We start from the raw sequence: 5,277 nt of genomic DNA, 5'->3' as shown, positions 1-5,277 counted from the left end.
ATTTTATAAAGTTTTCCTTAAGATTATCTAAACCCATACATTTTGTAAAGCGTTGTGGAATTAACTATAAATCTCAGACTTCCTTGGTTTTCCACAGGAGAGCTCTCCCTCTGGGCAGGGCCCTATAATACAAGGAGGTCCAGAATTAAAGAATATATTCGGAGCAATATTTTTGACAAGAAAAAGCATTCTATCTGCCATATCCCTTATCTCCCATTGTGCCCGATTGCAACACCTTAATCTAAAAAAATGGATGAGCTCCCTTGCATTCATTGTCATAATAAGGCTTGTGGTAAAGGAAGAAGGCAAAATATACCTTGCATCCTCCTTTGGTATTCCCTGTTTAACCAGAAAACGATAAAAATCTACCATCTCTTCTATTTTTTTAGAAAATTCCTTATCCATACCCTTATCTTTTATACTTTCTGGGATTACATAGGATGCTTTATCAAAAAACACATACCTTTGTGATTGCTGGGAATAGCTTGCTATTCTATGACGCATAAGCTGATGGCTTAAGACCCTTGATACACCAGATATTCTAAAGGTAAATGAGATGTGTTCAAAGGGCGATATATGACCCATCTTAAGAAGCTTTTCCATAAAGGGTTTTACCTTTTCTTTTTGTGGCTTTTTATCCTCTTTTGAATAGCAAAGGGCTGCTGCCCTTGCTACAAGAGCCTCTGGCTCGGGTGTATGGCTAATAACCTCTACTTCCATCTTACAAAATTTTCAATAAGCCCAAGCCCAATTTCGCTACTCTTTTCGGGATGAAATTGGAAGCCAACAATGTTATCGCAAGAAACAGCAGAGGCAAATTCAATATCCCCATAATTTGTCCTCCCAATTATAACATCTTCCTCTGGCACAGGATAATATGAATGGATAAAATAAAACCAAGGATTTTCTGGAATACCTTGAAAGATTGGGTGGCTACTAAACCTTACCCTATTCCAACCAATATGGGGAACCTTTATGATATTAGGAAAGCGGATAACCCTTCCTTTTAAAATAGATAGCCCTTGTGTATCTCCCTCTCTGCTTTCCTCAAATAGCACTTGCATTCCAAGGCATATCCCTAAAATGGGCTTATTCTTTCCCGCCTCAATTAAGGCTTCAAAAAGCCCCAGGTTTTTTATAGCCTCCATAACATCCTTGAAGTGTCCAACCCCAGGGAGGACAATCTTATCAGCCCTTTGAATATCCCAAGGCTTATTAGAAATAATGATATTTTTATCAAAGATCTCAAATGCCTTTTTTACAGAATAAAGGTTTCCTACACCATAATTGACTATAACAATCATTTCCTAAAGTTTTTCAAAATTCATCCACCTTTTAAGAAATTTTGAATTCTAAATTTTGAATTGAAGGTTAAGTTTTATAAAATTTTTCCCCTTTTAATTCAAAATTCAACATTCAAAATTTTATAAAGATTAGCTTAAACACATACGATAAATTTTATATAATTTTAACTAAATCTTTGATTTTTTACAAGAAAAATTGCTATTATTTTATAATGCAATATGGAATAATTTCAGATATTCATGGAAACCTTGAAGCCCTCCTTGCTGTTATACCCTATCTTTCTAAGGTTGATAAGACAATTGTATTGGGAGATATTGTGGGATATGGACCCTGTCCAAATGAATGTTGTGAGTATGTAAGGAAGCTTAATCCCCTTGTTATTGCTGGAAACCATGATATTGCGGCGGTTGGAAAAAAGGACATAAACTGGTTCAATCCATATGCCAGGGAGGCTATTGAGTGGACTCAGAGAAACCTTAGCTCAGAAAACAAGGAATGGCTTTTATCCCTTCCCTTAAGGGGAAAACAAAGCAATTTTATCTTTGTCCATGGCTCTTTAAGGGATTATACAGATGAGTATATATTTAAGGAAAAAGAGGCAGGGGAAAGCCTTGGTTTATTAAAGGATGAAATTCTATTTATTGGCCATACCCATGTTCCCTCCTGCTTTTTTGTTGAAAACAATAGCATTCAAGGAAAGTATCTTATGGAGGATGAGGTAATTAAGCTTAAAAAAAGGAGCATCATAAACCCTGGCTCGGTTGGTCAGCCAAGGGATTATATTCCAAAGGCAAGCTTTGGAATAGTTAACAATAAAGAATTTAAGCTCTTTCGCATCCCTTATAACATAAAAAGAACCCAGAGGCTTATGAGGCAGGTGGGGCTTCCAGAATACCTTATAAAAAGGCTTGAAAATGGACGATAAGGGAATGTGGAATGTTTTTATCTCTCTACTCTCTACTCTCTACTCTCTACTATTCCTTTTAAGCTGTGCTACCCTTCCAAAAACAGAACAAAAAACAATCTTTGTTTCCCTTTTTTATAATGAAACAAAGGAATACGGGCTTTCTGAGAAGCTTAATATGGCAATGGTTGATGAGATAATGAAGGATGGGAATTTTAAGATAGAAGATAGAGAAAAGGCAGAGCTAATCCTTTCTGGAAGGATTGTAGATTACAAAAAAACCCCGCTTGCCTGGACAGAAAAAAAGGAGATAATAGAATTTAGAATAAGGATGGATATTGAGTTTGAGGTGTTTTACCGAAATAATTCAATTCTAAAGAAAAGGCTAACTGAGGCAATAATATATTCAGAAGATGAAGAAAAGGAAAGAGGGGGGCTTTTAAACAGAATCTCAAGGTCTATTTGTAATGAGCTACGAAGATTTATTAAAGGAGATAAATAGGGAAAAGATTGCCACTGGGTATTTGTTTGTGGGAGAAGAAGAGGGCCTTAAAAGGGATGCAATTTTTAGGATAAAAGATAAAAGAAAAGCGAGCCTTATTGTGTTTAATGATAATAAGAATTTAAAAGAGATTCTTTCTGGCGATATATTTGGAGAGAATAGGATTGTTGTCCTAAAAGAGCCTTCCATAAAAGAGAGGGAGATTATCGCAAAATATATCAAAAATCCAAGCCCATCTATTACCATCATTATCTCTCTTAAAAAGGTAGACATTTCTTATTCTATACCTATTGTAGCCTTTCCAAAGCTACATTTTAATAATCTTAAATTTTGGATAAGGGAGAGGTTCAGGGAAAAGGGAAGGACGATAAAGGAATCTGCTCTAGAGCTTATGCTTGAAACCATAGGCCCTGATACATCCTTCCTTATAGGAGAAATCGAAAAAATAACCCTCTATTGTTCCAAGAAAGAGCTTTCTGACAATGATATCCTTCCCATTCTTTTCGGAGGCGAAAGTAAAAACATCTTTGACTTGCTTGATGCAATAGGAGAAAGAAAAATAAATGCTATATCTATCTGCCATAGCCTTCTCTCTTATGGTGATTCCCCCCATCGCATTTTATTTATGATAGAGAAGAGGATGAGGGAGATATTTTCAATAAAGGATGGGATAAAGGATGAAACAATGAAGGATTGGTATTACAAAAAGCTCTCTCATCAAGCAAAACTATTTTCACATAATGAGGCATCTTCCATATTTTCATCCCTTGCTAGCGGCGATTTTAAACTAAAATCCTATAGCTCACATTTAAGGGAATTTATTCTTTTAAGCCTCGTCTATCATATTCTTTCAAAAAATGTATGTGTTTAGCTCCTTAATATGTGTTTAAGCTTCCTCATTAAAGAGCCAGAAACGAATTGTCTTTTTGGAACACCTCTTGACTAAGCTCGTTCATAAAGAACCTTCCCTTCCAACCAGGCAGGTCGTGCCACAGTCCCTGGAATTTGACGGTCTCGTTCAAATTCCTCAGGAGATAGTACAATAATATCTCTGGCTATACCTAACCCTTTTAATGTTCTATCCATATCTACCATTAAAGCTCGATGGCTACCCTTGATGGAGCAGATAACCAAAATATCTACATCACTATGTTCGTCAGCGGTTTGACGGGATTGTGAACCAAAAAGAATAATTTGCTGGAGATGAAAGTTATTGGTTAAACGTTCTACGATTTGTCTGAGAATTTGCTCATTAATCATTAAAATATCCTCCTAAATTTATAGTATCTTCCATTACTTAGTGCAAAAATAGATAGGGTTGTGTTTATCTGTTAAAAATTCATCCACCTTTTAAGAAATTTTGAATTCTAAATTTTGAATTTTGAATTGAAAAAGGTTAAGTTTTATAAAATTTTTTCCCTTTTAATTCAAAATTCAACATTCAAAATTCATAATTTTATAAAGTTTTCCTTAAGATTATCTAAACACATACATTTTGTAAAGCGTTATGGAATTAACTATAATTATTCAGGCAATTAGAGAAATCCACAATGGGGATATTATACCAAAAGATTTTATCTTAAGGCAATAAAAATTTCGACCCTCTATGAAGTCGGAGAAAATCTGGTTGGTCCAAATGGCTATTCCCTATTGGCTCAAGGCTTCCTACCTTCTACCTCCTCTTCAGTTGCTCTATTTCTTGTTTTAAGAGGTTAATCTCTGCCTCAAACTTTTCTTGCTGTGCCTTTACTGCCTCAATTAAAAGGGCAACCAGGCGGCTGTAGTCTAAGCCGCTAGCATCTCTGCCGTTTTCTTCGTAGGAGACGACCTCTGGGATGACTTCGCCAACCTCTTCTGCGATCAAGCCAATGTCTTTTTTGCCATTTTCAATTAAAGTAGACACCCCTTAATCTGAATACCTTGTCTAATGGATTTTCTATGGGGGTAATATTTGTCTTCCAGCGACGGGAGCTGTAAGTCTCCCAAGCATTTGCGATGCCTTTACCTAAATCATTAGCAGTATTTGGGAGGGTAAGCCGATAGGTTCCCGGTGTTGTTCCCACCCCAAGCTTGCCGTTTATCTTTACTATATCATTATCAAATTCGCCGTAGATGAGAGGATGGGAGGTGTCTGAATTGTCAATGTAGAGCGTGTTAGAGCCGGTCTCGTGGTAGCCTGCCTGATAGCCTAAAAAGAGATTGCCACTACCCTTACAATTATAACCTGCCTGATCGCCCATAGCTGAGTTGTAGTTGCCGGTGGTGTTAGAGAAAAGGGCCAAATAGCCCATAGCTGAGTTGTAGTAGCCGCTGGTGTTGGAAAAGCCTGCTTGATAGCCAATAAATGTATTGTGATTACCCCAATTAACCCTTCCTGCCCCAAAGCCAAGGCTTGTGCTGTAGTGGCTGTTATCAAAATTTATCAGGTCTTTAACTTGAATATAGTTAATTCCATAACGCTTTACAAAATGTATGTGTTTAGATAATCTTAAGGAAAACTTTATAAAATTATGAATTTTGAATGTTGAATTTTGAATTAAAAGGGAAAAAATTTTATAAAACTTAA

Annotated in this window: 8 protein-coding genes; 3 read left to right on the top strand and 5 right to left on the bottom strand. The window is 36.2% G+C overall.

Translation table 11 applies throughout. The features are described from left to right. Window positions 1–60: 60 nt before the first annotated feature. Together thyX and hisH are read right to left on the bottom strand one after the other, a co-directional pair. The gene (gene thyX / locus AB1397_02790) at window positions 61–720 is read right to left on the bottom strand and encodes an FAD-dependent thymidylate synthase (protein MEW6481919.1); all 660 of its coding nucleotides are present in this window, start codon (window positions 718–720) and stop codon (window positions 61–63) included. Further along, on the bottom strand, window positions 711–1,304 hold the full coding sequence (gene hisH / locus AB1397_02785; GenBank protein ID MEW6481918.1) for an imidazole glycerol phosphate synthase subunit HisH: 594 nt from the start codon (window positions 1,302–1,304) through the stop codon (window positions 711–713). Before hisH ends, thyX begins: the two co-directional genes overlap by 10 nt. 212 nt (window positions 1,305–1,516) lie before the next feature. On the opposite strand from hisH, the gene AB1397_02780 reads away from it, so the two are divergent. Genes AB1397_02780 through holA form a run of 3 tightly spaced genes read left to right on the top strand, consistent with a single transcriptional unit; the run spans window position 1,517 to window position 3,582 of the window. Then, window positions 1,517–2,230, top strand: coding sequence for a metallophosphoesterase family protein (locus AB1397_02780; protein MEW6481917.1), 714 nt, complete (start codon window positions 1,517–1,519; stop codon window positions 2,228–2,230). Further along, window positions 2,220–2,711, top strand: a complete 492-nt coding sequence (locus AB1397_02775; protein MEW6481916.1) for an LptE family protein — start codon at window positions 2,220–2,222, stop codon at window positions 2,709–2,711. Before AB1397_02780 ends, AB1397_02775 begins: the two co-directional genes overlap by 11 nt. Beyond that, window positions 2,677–3,582, top strand: coding sequence for a DNA polymerase III subunit delta (gene holA / locus AB1397_02770; GenBank protein ID MEW6481915.1), 906 nt, complete (start codon window positions 2,677–2,679; stop codon window positions 3,580–3,582). The genes AB1397_02775 and holA overlap by 35 nt, the downstream gene beginning before the upstream one ends. Before the next feature lie 71 nt (window positions 3,583–3,653). On the opposite strand, the gene AB1397_02765 is transcribed toward holA, so the two are convergent. The 3 genes from AB1397_02765 to AB1397_02755 form a co-directional block, all read right to left on the bottom strand. Then, window positions 3,654–3,971 (bottom strand): nucleotidyltransferase domain-containing protein, encoded by a 318-nt coding sequence (locus tag AB1397_02765; GenBank protein ID MEW6481914.1) that lies wholly within the window; start codon window positions 3,969–3,971, stop codon window positions 3,654–3,656. 412 nt (window positions 3,972–4,383) lie between these two features. Next, window positions 4,384–4,614 carry a hypothetical protein gene (locus AB1397_02760; GenBank protein ID MEW6481913.1) on the bottom strand — a complete coding sequence of 77 codons (231 nt, stop codon included), beginning with the start codon at window positions 4,612–4,614 and terminating at the stop codon, window positions 4,384–4,386. Next, on the bottom strand, window positions 4,598–5,277 hold a 680-nt coding region (locus tag AB1397_02755; protein ID MEW6481912.1), incomplete at its 5' end, for a tail fiber domain-containing protein. The genes AB1397_02760 and AB1397_02755, both read right to left, overlap by 17 nt.

Source organism: bacterium, assembly GCA_040756715.1.
GTDB lineage: Bacteria > UBA9089 > UBA9088 > UBA9088 > UBA9088 > JBFLYE01.
Note: the sequence above shows the minus strand (reverse complement) of the source record. Positions and strands in the feature narration are given on the sequence as shown.

What these genes read in the sequence shown, in the direction of transcription:
- AB1397_02775 (MEW6481916.1), top strand. Translation starts at nt 2,220, where the DNA reads ATGGACGATAAGGGAATGTGGAATGTTTTTATCTCTCTACTCTCTACT.
- AB1397_02765 (MEW6481914.1), bottom strand. Translation starts at nt 3,971, where the DNA reads ATGATTAATGAGCAAATTCTCAGACAAATCGTAGAACGTTTAACCAAT.
- holA (MEW6481915.1), top strand. Translation starts at nt 2,677, where the DNA reads ATGAGCTACGAAGATTTATTAAAGGAGATAAATAGGGAAAAGATTGCC.
- hisH (MEW6481918.1), bottom strand. Translation starts at nt 1,304, where the DNA reads ATGATTGTTATAGTCAATTATGGTGTAGGAAACCTTTATTCTGTAAAA.
- AB1397_02780 (MEW6481917.1), top strand. Translation starts at nt 1,517, where the DNA reads ATGCAATATGGAATAATTTCAGATATTCATGGAAACCTTGAAGCCCTC.
- thyX (MEW6481919.1), bottom strand. Translation starts at nt 720, where the DNA reads ATGGAAGTAGAGGTTATTAGCCATACACCCGAGCCAGAGGCTCTTGTA.